Annotated in this window: 12 protein-coding genes and 1 pseudogene; 2 read left to right on the top strand and 11 right to left on the bottom strand. The window is 67.0% G+C overall.

The features are described 5' to 3' along the window. Window positions 1-43: 43 nt before the first annotated feature. The 5 genes from G3N58_RS27400 to G3N58_RS27420 all read right to left on the bottom strand — a co-directional run bounded on the left by G3N58_RS27400 (window position 44) and on the right by G3N58_RS27420 (window position 5751). Window positions 44-1075 carry a porin gene (locus G3N58_RS27400; protein ID WP_240159012.1) on the bottom strand — a complete coding sequence of 344 codons (1032 nt, stop codon included), beginning with the start codon at window positions 1073-1075 and terminating at the stop codon, window positions 44-46. A 223-nt stretch (window positions 1076-1298) separates the two neighbouring features. Next, on the bottom strand, window positions 1299-2741 hold the full coding sequence (locus G3N58_RS27405) for an MFS transporter (protein ID WP_240162740.1): 1443 nt from the start codon (window positions 2739-2741) through the stop codon (window positions 1299-1301). A 108-nt stretch (window positions 2742-2849) separates the two neighbouring features. Continuing rightward, complete coding sequence (locus G3N58_RS27410) at window positions 2850-3491, bottom strand: UbiX family flavin prenyltransferase (protein ID WP_167043344.1); 642 nt, start codon at window positions 3489-3491, stop codon at window positions 2850-2852. Window positions 3492-3516: 25 nt separating this feature from the next. Continuing rightward, on the bottom strand, window positions 3517-4164 hold the full coding sequence (locus tag G3N58_RS27415) for a carbon monoxide dehydrogenase subunit G (protein WP_167043346.1): 648 nt from the start codon (window positions 4162-4164) through the stop codon (window positions 3517-3519). Between the two features lie 129 nt (window positions 4165-4293). After that, window positions 4294-5751: a UbiD family decarboxylase gene (locus G3N58_RS27420; protein ID WP_167043348.1), complete on the bottom strand. Its 1458-nt coding sequence runs from the start codon at window positions 5749-5751 to the stop codon at window positions 4294-4296. Window positions 5752-6055: 304 nt separating this feature from the next. On the opposite strand from G3N58_RS27420, the gene G3N58_RS27425 reads away from it, so the two are divergent. Beyond that, the gene (locus G3N58_RS27425; RefSeq protein WP_167043350.1) at window positions 6056-6991 is read left to right on the top strand and encodes a LysR substrate-binding domain-containing protein; all 936 of its coding nucleotides are present in this window, start codon (window positions 6056-6058) and stop codon (window positions 6989-6991) included. Then, window positions 6988-8595 carry a fatty acid--CoA ligase family protein gene (locus G3N58_RS27430; protein ID WP_206000783.1) on the top strand — a complete coding sequence of 536 codons (1608 nt, stop codon included), beginning with the start codon at window positions 6988-6990 and terminating at the stop codon, window positions 8593-8595. The genes G3N58_RS27425 and G3N58_RS27430 overlap by 4 nt, the downstream gene beginning before the upstream one ends. Before the next feature lie 37 nt (window positions 8596-8632). Here the strand turns inward: G3N58_RS27430 and G3N58_RS27435 are convergent, their stop codons facing one another. From G3N58_RS27435 to G3N58_RS27460, 6 genes and pseudogenes are all read right to left on the bottom strand, one after another. Further along, window positions 8633-9694 carry an XdhC family protein gene (locus G3N58_RS27435; protein WP_206000785.1) on the bottom strand — a complete coding sequence of 354 codons (1062 nt, stop codon included), beginning with the start codon at window positions 9692-9694 and terminating at the stop codon, window positions 8633-8635. A 32-nt stretch (window positions 9695-9726) separates the two neighbouring features. Next, window positions 9727-10104 (bottom strand): RidA family protein, encoded by a 378-nt coding sequence (locus G3N58_RS27440; protein WP_167283225.1) that lies wholly within the window; start codon window positions 10102-10104, stop codon window positions 9727-9729. A 5-nt stretch (window positions 10105-10109) separates the two neighbouring features. Beyond that, the gene (locus G3N58_RS27445; protein ID WP_167043357.1) at window positions 10110-11495 is read right to left on the bottom strand and encodes an MFS transporter; all 1386 of its coding nucleotides are present in this window, start codon (window positions 11493-11495) and stop codon (window positions 10110-10112) included. Between the two features lie 100 nt (window positions 11496-11595). Then, window positions 11596-12087: a (2Fe-2S)-binding protein gene (locus tag G3N58_RS27450; RefSeq protein WP_167043359.1), complete on the bottom strand. Its 492-nt coding sequence runs from the start codon at window positions 12085-12087 to the stop codon at window positions 11596-11598. 2 nt (window positions 12088-12089) lie between these two features. Beyond that, a complete protein-coding gene (locus tag G3N58_RS27455) occupies window positions 12090-14411 on the bottom strand; it encodes a xanthine dehydrogenase family protein molybdopterin-binding subunit (protein ID WP_167043361.1) in 2322 nt (773 codons plus the stop codon). After that, window positions 14408-14611: pseudogene (locus tag G3N58_RS27460) on the bottom strand (xanthine dehydrogenase family protein subunit M); the annotation flags it as partial. The pseudogene G3N58_RS27460 and the gene G3N58_RS27455, both read right to left, overlap by 4 nt.

The following is a 14611-nucleotide window of genomic DNA, read 5'->3' on the forward strand; positions in this document are numbered from 1 at the left end:
TGCTCCGTGAGTTCGAAGTCCCTGAATCGGCACGACGGCACGCTCAGAATGCGTGCCGCAGACCCAATGCCGTCGTCGTCGCCGAACCGTAGCCGCTCGTCTTGTCGTACATGCCCACGAGATACACGTCGGTGCGTTTCGACAGCGGGTAATCGTAGGCGATCGAGCCCGTGTTACGCATCGTGCGCACGTTGAGCGGCGCGCTGCGCGTCGTGCGCGCCCACTCGGCGAGCACCGAGCCCACGCCGATCGGCGCCGACAGACCCAGCATGTACGTGTGCGCGCTCGCCGGCTTGCCGTAGGTCTGCGCCCCCTCGGCCAGCGCATAGACTTTCGCGATGTTGAAGTTGTACGTCATGCCGCCCATCCACATGTCCTGCTCGGACACCGGCGCGGTAACCGGCGTGCGCACGCGCTGCAACGACACCGCCGCGAGGAACGGCCCGTTCACGTACTTCGCATGCAAGCCGAGATTGGCGATGCCGTTCGCGCCCGCGACGCCGCCGAACCCATAAATTGCCGAGGCGGTGAGCCCGGCCAGATTCGGCGTCTGGTATTGCGCGGCATTGTCCCAGACGGTGTCGCCGATCACCGTGTTGTTGAACGTCGCCACGAAGGTTTGCAGAACGATCGGCGAGAACACCACCGACGCGCCGAACGGGTTCAGCAACTGCATGTTGATGTAGGTCGGGTTCGTCTGCCGGCCCAGCCACAATTTGCCGTAGTGCGTCGACACGCCGACGTACGCGTTGCGGGACAGGAAAGGATCGGCCGGCGTGCGGCCCATCGCGCCCGTGTTCGGCTGGAAGAAGCTTTCGAGTGCGAACTCCACCGAGTTGCCGCCGCCGATATCCTCGGAGCCGCGCAGGCCCCAGAACGACGTCGTCAGGCCGCCGCCGCCCAGCGTGACCGCGGCCGCCGGCCCGCTGCTGTGCTTGACGCTGCCGACATACGTGCCGACGATCCCGTACAACTGCACCGACGATTGCGCGTACGCCGCGCCCCCCGTCAATAAACCCATGCCGAGCGCCATGCGCGCGTACTTCGCCAACCGGCTGCCGTTCTTCCTTGTCATCGCGAGAGTCTCCAGATCGTTGTTGTGCATCGGCGGACGATGTCGTGGCATCGCCGCCGGGGTTGCGCGCGAGCGCGCGCTGCCGCGCCCCGTTGCGGCAACGGGGCGGGCAGATTCTTTTTTTCGGGGTAGGGGTATGGCTGGCGCCGCGCGACAGGGCGGCGCCGGTACGGCTCAGGTACAGCTCAGATACAAGCTCACTCAGTGCGGATACGCACTCGGATCAGGGCGCGATCTCTTCGAGGCTGCGCTCGCGCGTTTCGATCATGCCCGTCGCAGCCAGGGCGCCGACCGCGCTGACTGCCGCGAACATCAGGAACACCGAACCGGTGCCCTCGGTGTGCACGAGCAGACCGACGAGCGTCGGGCCCACCGCCGACGCGAGCCGCAGCCACGACGTCGCGAGGCCGGTGCCGGTCGCGCGCATCCGCGTCGGATAGACCTCGGGCGTGTACAGATAGAGCACCGCGTTGATCGAACCGATCAGCCCGTAAGTGAGCGTGCCCATCACCATCACGCCCCACACGCTGTGCGCGGCGAACAGTCCGAGCGCGACCGACAGCGCGCCGCCCGCGCAGAACGCCGCGAGCGTCCAGTTGCGGCGGCCGATGCGGTCGATCGAATAGGCGCACACGAGAAGCAGCACGACCTGGGCGATGTTGGTCATCGACGCCGCGCGCAAGGCCGATTGCAACGGCAACTGATAGACGGTGCGATACAGCGTCGGCAGCCAGTTGTTCAGGCTGTTCGCAATGAAGAACGCCGTCGCCCACAGCACCCACACGATCAGCGTGCGGCCGCGATAGAACGGCGAAAGCAGTTCGCGCCAGCCGGCCTTCTTGCCCGTCGGCGCGAGCTTCGCTGCGCTCACCTTCGGGCCGCCCGCCGCCAGGATGCGGCGCGGCGTGCTCGCTTCCATGCTGCGCACGACCACTTCGGCTTCCGCGTAGCGTCCCTTGCCGATCAGCCAGCGCGGCGACTCCGGCAGCCGCGACACGAAGAACGCGATCATCAGGCCCGGCACCGCGCCGATCCAGAACATCACCTTCCAGCCGACCGCCGGCACGAGCCAGGCGCCGAGCTGCCCCGCCGCCATCAGGCCGACCGGGAAAAGCATTTCGTAGAGCAGAAAATATTTGCCGCGACCGTGCGCATTCGACAGTTCGCTGATGTACGTCGCCGCGACCGGCATCTGTCCGCCGACGCCGATGCCCTGGATGAAGCGGCACGCGAGCAGCATCGGAATGTTGCCGGACAGCGCGCAGCCGAGGCTCATCACCGACATGATCGCGATCGAAACCGTCGCGCTGCGAATCCGGCCCGAGCGCTCGGCGTACCAGCCGAACACGAGCGCGCCGATGAACTGGCCGATATAGCTCGCGCCGATCAGAAAGCCGATCTGCAGCGGCTTGATCTGCCACAGGCCGACCAGCACCGGCAGCACGAACGCGAGCGAGAGCGCGTCGAACGCATCGAAGAACGTCGAACTGCCGATCACGACGCGCGCCTTCGTATGCCAGCGCGAAAACGGCACGCTTTCGATGCGCGCGAGCAGTTCGGCCGCCTGCTGGCCGGAGGCGGCGGCCGCCTCCGCGCTGCCGGCCATGTTGTCGCGCGGCGTGGGCTGCGAGCCCGCCTGCGCATTTAAGACTCTGCTGTCCCGCATCTGTGTCTCCAGTAATCGTTGTTCTGCTGTCCCGGTTGAGTGGCGGACCGAATCCGTCGCTTGTGCCGTCGCTTATGCCGTCGTTTGTGCCATCCGTGCTACCGCCGCTCAGTCGGCCTCGGCGCCACGCGCGCCCGCGAACGAATCGGCGAGACCCTGCCAGCGGCGCACCGCTTCGGTATCGATGTCGAACAGGTCGAGCACGCGGCCGAGCGTCTGATCGACCATCTGCTCGAGCGACGCCGGCTTCGCATAGAACGCGGGCACCGGCGGATAGACGATCGCACCCGCCTCGGTGACCGCGCCCATGCTGCGGATATGCCCCGCGTGCAGCGGCGTTTCGCGCACCATCAGCACGAGACGGCGGCGCTCCTTCAGCATCACGTCGGCCGAGCGTGACAGCAGCGAACTCGTGCAGCCGGTCGCGATCTCCGAGAGCGTCTTGATCGAGCACGGCGCGACGACCATCCCGTCGACGCGAAACGAACCGCTCGCGATCGCCGCGCCGATGTCGGCATTCGGGTAATGCACGTCGGCGAGCTGCTTCACGTCGGCGAGCGTCATGCCCAGCTCGTCGGCGAGCGTGATCTGGGCCGAGCGGCTCGCCACCAGGTGCGACTCGACGTTGGCCGCGCGCAGCATCTCGAGCAACCGCACACCATAGATCGCCCCCGACGCGCCGCTGATGCCGACGACGATGCGGCGTGCCCGGTTGCCGCGCGAGTGCTCAGATGAAGTCAGATCGTGCATCGTGGACTCGCCGGTGAAAAGTGCATCAATGGAAGGCGTACACGAGGGCCACGGCCACCACCACGCCGAGTGTTGCCCACAGCCACAGCTTGCTGCTGCCGCCGCCCGCCGCGCGCGCGCTCGATGCCACCGCGGCCGTGGCGGCCGCATGCGGCGTGGTACTTTGCGCTGCCCCGGCGGCTGCAGCGTCTGCCGTGTCGGCACTGCCGTCAACCACGGCCTCGGCCGGCATCTCCGGTGCGAGCGCTTCGGTGAAGCGCCCGAAAAACTCTTCGGCCATCTTCTTCGCGACGCCGTCGATCAGCCGCGCGCCGACCTGCGCGAGCCGGCCGCCCACCTGCGCATTCGCGCGATACACGAGCTTCGTGCCGCTGCCTTCCGGCGCCAGCTCGACCTGCGCGGTGCCCTTGCCGAAGCCGGCCGCGCCGCCCGAGCCCTCGAAGCTCAGCGAATAGGCTTCCGGCGCGCGCAGATCGGTGAGCGTCAGCTTGCCGTTGAAGCGCGCCTTCACGGGCCCGACGGCAGCGGCCATCACGACCTTGTAGTGCGTGTCGTCGACGCGTTCGAGCGACTCGCAGCCGGGCACCGATACCTTCAGTATCTCGGGGTCGTTCAATGCGTCCCAGACGCGCTCGCGCGGCAGCGGCAAAATGCGTTCGCCGGTCAGTTCCATTGCAAATCTCCTTGTACTGCGGACGACAGGCTCTCTCGCCGGCCTCATGGGCGCGATATGGGAGAACCGGTATGACGGGTGGTGGCGGCGCCGGCTCCCGGCGCCGCGTTCATTGCGGCTCGCGCATGCTCAGTCGAGCACGTGCCGCCATTTTTCGCGGACCTTTTCCTGCAATTCCTTGCTCGCCTCGGCCACTTCGGGAAACTCCTTGATGAAGTCGTACGGACGGCAGGCGTCGATGATCGCCTTCGAATTGAACGGCGCCTTGTACGGATACGCGATCGACATCGGATCGTTCTTCGAGCCCATGCCGCGCTTGATGATGTCGATGTCGAGGTCCGGATCGGAGCGCGTCGCGACGGCCCACATCACTTCCTGCAGATTCGACGGATCGATGTCCTCGTCGACCACGATCGTGTAGCGCGACATATACGCGCCGACGCCGCACTGGTTCAGGATATGCCCGGCCTGGCGCGCATGGCCCGCATAGCGCTGGCGGATCGACACGACGTTGAACATGCGCGCGCCGCCGATCTCGTGCGCCCACACGCCTTCGACGTCGGGCACGCCGGCGGCCTGCAACGCGTCGACGAGCAGCGCCGAGCGCATCACCGCCTTCGAGTACGAGTAGTCGTTGGGCGGTTTGGCCGGCGGGCTGCCCATGATGATCGGCTGGTTGCGGTAGTAAATCCGCTCGATCGTGACGACCGGCGCGGTCTCCGCCTTGCCCGGGTAATAGCCGTGGAATTCGCCGAACGGCCCTTCGATACGCTCGTCGCCCGGATGCGCATAGCCTTCGATCACGATCTCCGAGGCGCTCGGGAACGGCAGGCCGGTCAACTGGCCGTTCACGACTTCGACCGGCTTGCCGAGAATCGCGCCGATGTAGTTCAGCTCGCACATGCCGAACGGCACTTCGATGCCCGACACGAGGTAGCCGAGCGGATCGCAGCCGATCACGATCGCGACCGGAAACGGCTTGCCGGCCTTCATATGTTTGTCGTATTGAATCGCGCCGTGCTTGCCCGGAATCATGTCGAGGCCGACGTGATTGCGGTCGTGAATCATCACACGATAGGTGCCGACGTTGATCCAGTCGGAGTCGAGGTCTTTCGTGACGACCATGCAGCCGGTGCCGATATAGCGGCCGCCGTCCTTTTCATGCCACAGCGGCGACGGAAACGAAAACAGGTCGACGTCGTCACCGCTTTGCACGTTCTCGAACACCGCGCCGTCGTTCACGACGACCGGGTCGTACCCCTCGGCCTGGCTTTGCCATTGCTTGGGCTTGCCGCGCAGCGTCTGCACGAGCGCCTTGTGCGATTCGCCGCCGGCGAGGCGCAGGATCGACGCGAGGCGCGCCGGGCTCGCGGTCGTGCAGGTCGCTACGCGAAAACCCTTGGGATAGCCTGGGATATCGTCGAAAAGCAGCGCGCTCGGGCGCTCTTTCTTCACGTTCAGCTCGCTGATCGCGCCCAGTTCGAGGTTCCAGTCCGCGCCCGATACTTCCGTCAATTCGCCGAGCGCGCGCGCCTCGTCGAGCCATGCGCGCAGGTCCAGTGAATGGGCTTTCGCCGTTTGACTCACGGTGTTGTCTCCTTGGTCTCGCTGATACCGGTTCTGTGGGGTCGTCCGCGTGAAAGTGGCTCAAGCGCGGCATCGTAGGCGCAACATTGCAGCATCGATGCACATCGTGCAAACGATCCTCTTTCATAGAGGGGATGAGTTTCTTTCATGCTCTGCCGTGCGCGATTATCCCCCCTCGCGAGGCAGCCTCGCCGCGGCGCGCGCGCTGCGTCTTCGCGCTCCGTCTTGTGTGCGCACCGCTACGTACGTTAATCTCAAACCGACTATAATCCGACCTTCCGAATGTGATCCGGCCTGACATCGCATGAGACCGTACATCCCATCCCTGCAGAGCCTGCTCGCGTTCGAAGCGGCATCGCGGCACCTCAGTTTCACGCGCGCGGCGCAGGAACTCGAACTCACGCAAACCGCGATCAGCCATCAGATCAAGACGCTCGAAGAGCGGCTCGACATCAAACTGTTCGTACGCCGTCGCAACGTGCTCTCGCTGACACCGGCGGCGCGCGAATACCTGCAGTCGGTACACGAGGCGATCAATCTGCTGTCGATGGCGACCGACCGCGCACGCAAGAAAAAACCGAGCGCAGTGCTAACGGTCGCGAGCCTGCCGACCTACGCGATCAAGTGCCTGATTCCGAAGCTGCCCGACTTCCAGCGCCGGCATCCGGACATCACGGTACACCTCGCGACCAGCTCGAACTTCGACGAATTCAAGCGCAACAGCTACGACGTCGCGATCCGCTACGGCTCGGGACGCTGGGCCTCGGTGCGCGCCGACCGCCTGCACGGCGAGACGTTTTTCCCCGTGTGCGCGCCGGGCGCGCTCGCGGAAGCCGGAGCGTTCGATTCGATTGCCGAGGGTCTTGCGCGCTTCCGGCAGATCCGCACCTACTTCTATTCGATGTACCAGGACGACTGGCCCAGCTGGCTCGAAGCGGCCGTGCGCGAGCCCGTCGAATTCGCGGGCGAAGCGGTATTTCATCTGCAACTGACGTCGCTCGCGGCGGCGGTCAATGGCGTCGGACTCGCGATCGGCCGCTCGCCGCTCGTCGATGCCGATCTCGCGAGCGGCGCGCTGGTCGCGCCGTTCGACGTGCGCGTGCAATCGAATTCCGCCTATTTCATCGCCTCGCCAATCGACAAGGCCAAGCTCAAGAAAGTCGAGCTATTCCGCGAATGGGCGCTCGAGACGCTCGCCGAACCGGTGGCGGCCCGCCCCGCGCGCACCGAGACCGCATGACCGTCGCGTTGCCGTTCGCGCGCGTCGGCGCGCTGCTCGACGCGCACCGGCAACGCACGCCGCACAAGACGGCGCTCGTCGACGTCGAGCGCAATCTGTCGATCGACTTCACGGAACTCGCGCAGTACGTCGATGCGCTCGCGCGCCAGTTGCAACGCGCAAACGTCACACGCGGCGCGCGCGTGGTGCTGGCCGGCAGCGAGGGCATCGAGAAGCTGCTGCTGTGGCTCGCGCTGTGGCGGCTGCGCGCGATCGTCTGTCCGCTCGATGTCGCGTTCCTCGGCGCGCACGGCGCACAGCGCGTGTTCGATCGCATCGATCCCGCGTTCGTGCTGATCGCTGAGCACGCGGACGAAACCGTCCTGCCCACGAGCAGCGCGCGCATCGTGCGCTTTGGCGCGTGGCCCGCGAATGCGGATGCAGATGTGGACACGAATGTGGACGACCCGCAAGCGCAACTGCGCTTCGTGACCACGCCCCTCGCCACGGCATCGAACCATGACGACGATACGCCGCTACCCGACACCGACGAACCCGGCGGCATCGACGAAATCGCCGCGATGTGCTGCACATCCGGCACCACGGGCGTGCCGAAGGTCGTCGTCTACGATCATGCGAGCTACTGGTACAACGGCCTCGATACCATCGACCTGCTTGCGCTCACGGCCGACGACCGCACGCTCGAATACCGCTCGTTCGACTGGTATTCCGCGCAGATCCTGAGCCTGATTCCGTTCCTGCAACTCGGCTCGACGCTGTGCGTCGCGCGCAGCTTCTCGCGCAGCCGCTTCGCACAGTGGATCGCCACACATCGCGTGAGCGTCAGCGCCGGCGTGCCGACCGTGCTGAACCTGCTGCTCGAAGCGCCGGTCGACATCGAGGGCGGCAAGCTCGCGTCGCTGCGCGCGATCACCTGCAGCACCGCGCCGCTGTCGACCGTGCAATGGGCGCGCTTCGAGGCGCACTACGGGATTCGCGTGCTGAACCTGTACGGGTCGTCGGAAGCGGGATGGATGTGCGGCAACCGCTATACGCGCCGCAAGTTCGGCACGGTCGGCTATCCGGTCGGGCATATCGGCTTCTCGGTCGTCGACCCGAACGGTGCGCCGTGCGCGCCCGGCACGCCGGGCCAGGTGGTCGTCGCGGGCGAGAAACTCGCACTCGGCCTGTTGAACGACGCGCACCGGATCGAGCCGATCCGCGGCGCGCCGCTCGCCACGCGCGACGTCGCGAGCATCGACACGCAAGGCTTCGTGGTCGTCTCGGGCCGCATGGACGATCTGATCATTCGCGGCGGCGTGAAGGTGCTGCCGCAGGAAATCGAGGACCTGCTGCTCGAACATCCCGCCGTGCAGGACGCGGTGGCGGTCGGCGTGCCCGATCCGATCTACGGACAGGAGCCCGTGTGCTTCGTGGTGCCGCATCCGGGCATGAAGATCGAGATCGCGGAACTGGTCACGCTGTGCCGCGCCAAACTGCCGCGCGAAAAACAGCCGCGCCAGATTTATCTGGTGAACGAATTGCCGCGCAACGCACGCGGCAAGATTCTGCGCGACGCGCTGCGCCGCGAGTGGTGGACATTCACGCACTCGGGCAAACCCTGAAGTACGGCGACCTGAAGCACGACGAACGGCGCGTGAGTCAACCGGCCGCTTCGAGTTCGAGCAGCGCCGGACACACGGCTTCGTCCGGCTCGTACGCCCGCGTTTCCCTTTCGCGCTCGACAGGCGGCCGCGCGGCGACACCATTCCTCGCCGCGGTCAACTCGGCCGCGATCGACACCGCGATCTCCGGCGGCGTGCGGCTGCCGATCGACAGTCCCGCGGGACCGCGCAAGCGCGCGAGCTGCGCCTCGCTGACGTCGAACAGTTTGAGACGCTCGCGCCGCTTCGCGCTATTCGAACGCGAACCGATCGCGCCGACGTAGAACGCCTCGGTCTGCAACGCATCGATCAGCGCGAGATCGTCGAGCTTCGGATCGTGCGTCAGCGCGACCACCGCGCTGTGGCCGTCGAGTTTCATCGCGAGCACCGTATCGTCGGGCATCGTGCGCACGAGACGCACGTTCGGCACGTCCCAGTCGTCCGCATACTCTTCACGCGGATCGCAGACCGTCACCTGATAGCCGAGGCCCACCGCGATCGTCGCGAGAAAACGCGCGAGATCGCCCGCGCCGATCAGCAGCAGCCGATAGCGCGGCCCATGCACGGTCGTCAGCGTATGCGCGTCGCAACGCAACTGCTCGTCGGCACGCGCGGGCCGCAGCCGCGCGCGGCCGCTCGCCAGATCGAGTTCGCGCGCCACCCGTTCGCCGCCGCCGATGCGCGCGGCCAGCGTGCCGATGCCGCCCGGCGCCTGCGCGTCGGCCTGCGCGTCGGCATTAAGCGGCTCCAGCACCAGTTCCATCGTGCCGCCGCACGGCAGGCCAAAGCGCCGCGCTTCATCAGCGGATACGCCATAGGTCACGCGCTCCGGCAGATGCGTGACGAGCGGCGCGCGGCGCATGCGGTCGATCAGGTCGTCTTCGATGCAGCCGCCCGACACCGAACCGCATACGACGCCGTCGTCGCGCAGCGCGAGCATCGCGCCGACCGGCCGCGGGCTCGAACCCCACGTGCGCGTGACCGTCGCGAGCACCACGCGGTGGCCGCGCCCGAGCCAGTCGACGCAATGCCGCAGCACCTCGACGTCGATACTCTCCATCGCCTCTCTCCTCGCTCCTCGCGTACGCGCCGTCAGTTCCGCGCCACGGCCACCATCTGCACCTCGACGAGAAAGCCGTGGTGCAGTTCCGGCACCGGCACGACCGCGCGCGCCGGCTTGTGATCGCCGAACACGTCGGCGTAGATCCGGTTGAACTCGGGCCAATAGTCGATGCCGACGATATAGGCGATGCACTGCACGACGTCGCGCATGTCGCTGCCGGCCGCCTTCAGCACGTTCTCGCAATGCGCGAGCACCGCGCGCACCTGGCGCTCGAAGTTGTCGGGCCCGTCGGTGGCGACGCCGGGGCCGGGCAGCATCCCCGAGACGAACGTGAAGCCGTTGGCGGTGACGGCCTGCGAGTAGTGGCCGCCGGGCGGCGGCACGTCTTTCGACTGGATGAATTGCATGATAGTCACACCTGTTCAGGAAGAGGTTGGCCGCGCGTCTCGGGCAGAAACGGCGCGAGCACGATGCCGATCACGTAAATGAAGCCGACCGTCACCGCCGCGTGGCCGTAGCCGCCGAAGCGCGAGATCAGCGTGCCGGCGACGAGCGGCCCGGTCCACGCGAGAAAACGCGGTACGTTGAAGCAGAACGCGATCGCGGTACCGCGTACGCGCGTCGGGTACAGCTCGGGCAACCACGTCGGCTGCCACGTATATTGCCCGAGACTGAAGAAGCCCGTGACGCACGCGACCGCGAGCAGCACGGCGATCTCGTGCGTCCACAGGAACAGCACCGGCGTCAGCACGAACGCCATCACGAAGAACAGGAACGTGATGCGGCGGCGGCCGAAAGCGTCGGCGAGAAAGCCGAGGCCGATATAACCGGCGATCGCGCCGACGTTGTACGCCATACCCGCATAGCTCGCCCACGTCGGCGCGGAAAGGCCCGCATGCGCGGCGACCGAGCCGATATACGGCGGCACCCACGTCGAGATGCCCCACCAGCCGAGCGTCGTCGACAGTGACATCAGCACCGCGATCACGGTGCGGCGGCGCAGCTCCTTCGAGGCGAACAGGTCGAGCAGCGTGAAGCGCGCGAGCGCCTGCTGGTCTTCGCCGAGCCGCTCGCCGGCGCGCTTGCGCCTGAGCGACTCGCGGCGTTCGCGATCGACGCGCTCCCATTGTTCGGATTCCGGAATGCCCGAGCGCATCCACAGCGTCGCGAGTCCCGGCAGCACGCCGATCAGGTACATATAGCGCCACGCGTGTTCGCCGCTGTGGCTCATGAAGAGCCACACGAACGAGGCGACGAAGAAGCCCGTGCCGAGCCCGCATTGCATGAGGCCCGCGCCCTTGCCGCGATGCTGGTCGGGCCAGATTTCGGCGGTCATCGCGGTGCCGGTCGCCCACTCGGAGCCCATCGCGAGCCCGACGACGAAGCGCAGCATCGCGAACGAGAGCCAGTCCCACGCGAACGCCGAGAGGCCCGTGGTCAGCGAATACGCGAGGATCGCGAACATCATCATGCGCTTGCGGCCGATGTAGTCCGCGAGCACGCCGCCGATCAGCCCGCCGAGCCCCCAGCCGAGCAGCGTCAGCGCGATCACGAGGCCGGCGTAGAACGGAATCTGCGGATGCAGCGACGGCGCGAGCAGTTGCGCGAGCGCGCCGCCGACCGTGAGGATCAGCGCATAGGTTTCGTAGCCGTCGAAAAACCAGCCGAGATTGGACGCGATCAGCGCGCTCCACTGCTGGCGGTTGATCGAGCGATACCAGACGGGCGCGGGTGCGCTGCCCGCGGATGGCGGAGTCGCGCGGGCGCGCTCGCCGCGTCCGTTGGCGGAAGAAGGCATGGGTGGTTGTCTCCGGGAACGGTGGGGAGCGGCGCGCCGGCGCCGGCTCCCGCCCGATGCAGCACGTGCGGATGTTCTTGTTGTCGCGCGTGCAGGCGGTTTACGCGGACGCCGTCTCCTTGCGGCGCTGCGCGGCGAGCTTCACCGCCTCGATGATTTCCGGGTACGCCCCGCACCGGCACAGATTGCCCGACAGGTAGTGGCGAATCTCCGCCTCGGTCGGATCGGGATTCTCGGCGAGCAGTTGCCGGCTCATCATCAGGAAGCCCGAGGTGCAGAAGCCGCACTGGAACGCGCCGCAGTCGATGAACGCCTGCTGGATCGGATCGAGCGCGCCGTTCGCGTCGAGATGCTCGACGGTCGTGACTTCGGCGCCGTTCGCCATCGCCGCGAGGTACAGGCAGCCCGACACGCTCTCGCCGTTGACGAGCACCGTGCAGCAGCCGCACAGCCCCTGGCCGCAGCTTTCGCGCGCACCGTACAGGCCGAACTCGTTGCGCAGCACTTCGAGAATCGTCAGATGGGGCGCGACGTTGGCGCGCACGCGCTCGCCGTTCAGCGTGAATTCGAGGTTAATCAGGGTCTCGCTCATGGTCATTCCTCAGGCAGCGGTTCGTTGCGTGCCGCGCAGATGGCGCGGTACACGGCTTCGGGCGTGATCGGCAGCGTCTTGATGCGCACGCCGACGGCATCTTCGATCGCCTCGGCAATCGCCGAGGCGACGCCGAACGTCGAGCTCTCGCCGACGCCCTTCGCGCCGAACGGCCCGTTCGACTGATACGCGTCGACGGTCTCGCGGCCGATCCGGTGCGGGATGTCGTGGATGCCCGGAATCTTGTACTCGGCAAACGACGCGTTGCGCAGCTGCCCGACTTCATCGAACTCCATGCGCTCGAACATCGTGATGCCGAGCTGCATGATCGCCGCGCCCGAAATCTGCGTATCGACGACCTTCGGATTGATCGGCGTGCCGCAATCGACCACGTTCTCGAAACGCACGATCTTGAAGTGGCCGGTCTCGACGTCGACTTCGACTTCGACGCCGGTGCCGCCCACCATCCAGTTCGGCGTGATGTTGTCGGACTGGCCGGTCTCGTGATCGGGCTTCGTGTACGGCGGAATGAAGCTGCCGATGCCGACGATGTTGCCCGCCTGCATGCCGTACTTGCGCTTGAGCAGATCGCCCGCGCGCGCCGGTTCGTCGGCCGGCACGCCCAGTTCGTCGGCGAGCTGGCGCAGCTTCGCGCGCGCGTCCTCGGCCGCGAGGCGCACCGCGTGGCCCATGTGGAACGTCGAGCGCGAGCCGAGCGTCGCCATGTCGTACGGCGTCGAATCGGTGTCGGGACGGATCACCTTGATCTTTTCCGCGTCGATGCCGAGCACGTCGCCGGCCATCAGCGCGATCGCGGTGTCCGAGGCCTGGCCCATGTCGACGGTACTCGAATAGACCGTGCAGCTGCCGTCGGCCGACAGGCTCACCATCGCGACCGAGGTGGTCGGCGCAACCAGCGCCTTGAAGCCGATGCCGACGCCGCGGCCACGGCGCACCACGCCGCTGCCGCGTTCGAACGGCGCGCTCCAGTTCATGCGCGTAGCGACACGGTCGAGCACCAGTTCGAGCGCGGCGTCGCGCATCACGGTGCCGGTCGCGTGCGGCTGGCCGTCGCGCAGCAGATTGCGGCGGCGGAACTCGACCGGATCGAGCTTGAGCTTGCGCGCAATCATGTCCGCGTGGCTCTCGTACGCCCACACCATCTGCGGAATGCCGAAGCCGCGGAACGCGCCGGCCGGCGGCAGGTTCGTGTACACCTGATACGAGTCGATCGACACGTTGTCGATGTCGTACGGGCCGCTCGCGGTGAAGCCGGACTTCTGCGTGACGCGCGGGCCGATGTCGGCATACGCGCCGCCGTTCCACCACACTTCGCAGCGCCGGCCCGTGATGCGGCCGTCCGCCGAGACGGCGGTCTGCATGCGGAAGGTGGTGGCGTGTTTCGTGATCGTGAAGAACTGCTCTTCCATCGTCAGCGCGACGCGCACGGGACGGCGCGTCAGCAGCGCGAGCGCCGCCGCGAGCGCTTCGACCTTGATGTAGAGCTTCGCGCCGAAGCCGCCGCCGAGCAGGCCGACGCGCACGCGCACGCGGTTTTCCGCCCAGCCGAGCAGCCGCGCGATCTCGATGCGCACGAACGACGGGCTCTGCGATGCGGTGTGCAGCGTCAGCGTGCCGGCGTTCTCGCCCGGTTCCGCGACCGTCACGATCGGCTCGAGCGGCACGTGCATGACCTGCTGCGTCGTGAAGGTATCGTCGAATACGTGGGCGGCCTGCGCGAACGCGGCATCGACGTCGCCGCGACGCACGCGGAAGTCGAGCGCGACGTTGGTCGCCTGGCGGCCCGCCAGATGCTTCAGGTCCGGAAACGTGCCGGCCGGCTTCAGCTCTTCATGCACGTGAATGTCGGAAGCCGCCGCCTCGACTTCGTTGAACACCGCCGGCAGTTCTTCGTATTCGGCGTAGATCAGGTGCGTCGCTTCCTCGGCCGCATGCGGATCGCTCGCGAGCACCACCGCGACCGGCTCGCCGATATAGCGCACCTTGTCGACCGCGAGGATCGGCTGGTCGTGAAACGCCGGGCCGAAGAACGGCTCCGGAATCACGCGGCGAATGTCGTCGGCGGTATAGACCGCGAATACGCCCGGCGCCTCGCGCGCGGCGCTCGTGTCGATCGACACGATGCGGCCGTGCGCGACCGTGCTGCGGAAAATCTTCGCGTGCAGCATGCGCGGCAGCGAGACGTTATGGATATAGCCGGCGCGCCCGGTCACTTTGGCGTTCGCTTCCAGCCGGTTGATGCCGCGTCCGACCTGACGCGGCGCGGCGCCGGTTTCGAGCGGCGCGGTTTCGATGATGGTCATGCCTGCTCCTTGTTGCGAGCCGCCTCCAGCGCGATGCGCACCGCGCGTCCGAGGTAGACAGTCAGCAGATGTTTCTTGTAGCTCGCCGAGCCGTGCGGATCACCGACAATGTCGAGCGACGCCGCCCCCGCCTCGCCGGCGCGCGCGAGCGTCGCCGCATCCGGCAGCGCGCCGCGCAGGATCGCTTCGGCGTCGACGAG

The organism is Paraburkholderia sp. Ac-20342 (genome assembly GCF_017104985.1).
Classification (GTDB): domain Bacteria; phylum Pseudomonadota; class Gammaproteobacteria; order Burkholderiales; family Burkholderiaceae; genus Paraburkholderia.

What these genes read in the sequence shown, in the direction of transcription:
- G3N58_RS27450 (WP_167043359.1), bottom strand. Translation starts at nt 12,087, where the DNA reads ATGAGCGAGACCCTGATTAACCTCGAATTCACGCTGAACGGCGAGCGC.
- G3N58_RS27445 (WP_167043357.1), bottom strand. Translation starts at nt 11,495, where the DNA reads ATGCCTTCTTCCGCCAACGGACGCGGCGAGCGCGCCCGCGCGACTCCG.
- G3N58_RS27440 (WP_167283225.1), bottom strand. Translation starts at nt 10,104, where the DNA reads ATGCAATTCATCCAGTCGAAAGACGTGCCGCCGCCCGGCGGCCACTAC.
- G3N58_RS27455 (WP_167043361.1), bottom strand. Translation starts at nt 14,411, where the DNA reads ATGACCATCATCGAAACCGCGCCGCTCGAAACCGGCGCCGCGCCGCGT.
- G3N58_RS27425 (WP_167043350.1), top strand. Translation starts at nt 6,056, where the DNA reads ATGAGACCGTACATCCCATCCCTGCAGAGCCTGCTCGCGTTCGAAGCG.
- G3N58_RS27430 (WP_206000783.1), top strand. Translation starts at nt 6,988, where the DNA reads ATGACCGTCGCGTTGCCGTTCGCGCGCGTCGGCGCGCTGCTCGACGCG.
- G3N58_RS27415 (WP_167043346.1), bottom strand. Translation starts at nt 4,164, where the DNA reads ATGGAACTGACCGGCGAACGCATTTTGCCGCTGCCGCGCGAGCGCGTC.
- G3N58_RS27400 (WP_240159012.1), bottom strand. Translation starts at nt 1,075, where the DNA reads ATGACAAGGAAGAACGGCAGCCGGTTGGCGAAGTACGCGCGCATGGCG.
- G3N58_RS27410 (WP_167043344.1), bottom strand. Translation starts at nt 3,491, where the DNA reads ATGCACGATCTGACTTCATCTGAGCACTCGCGCGGCAACCGGGCACGC.
- G3N58_RS27435 (WP_206000785.1), bottom strand. Translation starts at nt 9,694, where the DNA reads ATGGAGAGTATCGACGTCGAGGTGCTGCGGCATTGCGTCGACTGGCTC.
- G3N58_RS27405 (WP_240162740.1), bottom strand. Translation starts at nt 2,741, where the DNA reads ATGCGGGACAGCAGAGTCTTAAATGCGCAGGCGGGCTCGCAGCCCACG.